The sequence below is a fragment of the Streptococcus mitis genome (assembly GCF_047459985.1).
Classification (GTDB): Bacteria; Bacillota; Bacilli; order Lactobacillales; family Streptococcaceae; genus Streptococcus; species Streptococcus mitis_DZ.
Window position 1 is genome coordinate 1 of the sequence record NZ_JASHHD010000040.1, and the last position, 878, is coordinate 878.

Annotated in this window: 1 pseudogene; it reads right to left on the reverse strand. The window is 37.5% G+C overall.

Features of this window, described 5'->3' with window-relative positions:
* Nucleotides 1-303: 303 nt before the first annotated feature.
* Nucleotides 304-878 (reverse strand): annotated as a pseudogene (locus QM959_RS09525) (hypothetical protein); the annotation flags it as partial.

The window sequence follows — 878 nt, forward strand, 5'->3', positions numbered from 1 at the left end:
TATAATCAGGTTTTTCTTTGTGAAACATAGGGATTACCTCACAACTCTTCTTACCTCTATTATACGACTTTACACAAAGAAAAGCCCTTAGAAACTTGTGTTCTAAGGACTTTGTCTTCAATCTGAGGGAACTGTGTGTTCCCTTTTTTCGACTAGTTATAAAATAGAATCTCTGCTGAGAGTCTATGAGAAGAAAAGCTAGTAACAAGATTTATAAAAAGATATAAAGTTATCCCGAATCTATGATTTATCATGATTCGGTTTTTTCAGGTTCTTTGTCAACTGTAGTGGGTTGAAAAAAAGCTAATCTCGAGAAAGGACAAATTGCGTCCTTTCTTTTTGATGTTCAGAGCGATAAAAATCCGTTTTTTGAAGTTTTCAAAGTTCCGAAAACCAAAGGCATTGCGCTTGATAAGTTTGATGAGATTATAGTGGTGTTTCAAGTCTTCTGAATAGTTCTAAAGCTTGTCTAGAATCTCTTTATTCGTCAAGTGCATCCGAAAAGTAGGGCGATAAAATCGCTTATCGCTGAGTTTGCGACTATCCTGTTGGATGAGTTTCCAGTAGCGCTTAATAGCCTTGTATTCATGGGATTTTCGATCAAACTGATTCATAATTTGAACACGCACACGACTCATAGCACGGCTTAAGTGTTGGAGTAAAACAGTCCAGTGGACTGTTTTAGCCTGAGTTTAGAAATATAATAAGGAAGGGTGAAAGCGATCCAGAACGATTTTTGCATTCGGGAGTGAAACAGTCTGGGAGACTGTTTCAGCCTGAGCCTAGAAATTCGAAAGCGAAGCTGTTTAGACAAGGTATAATAAGGACTAAACATATCCATAGTAATGATTTTCACTCGACATCGGACGGCTCTATCA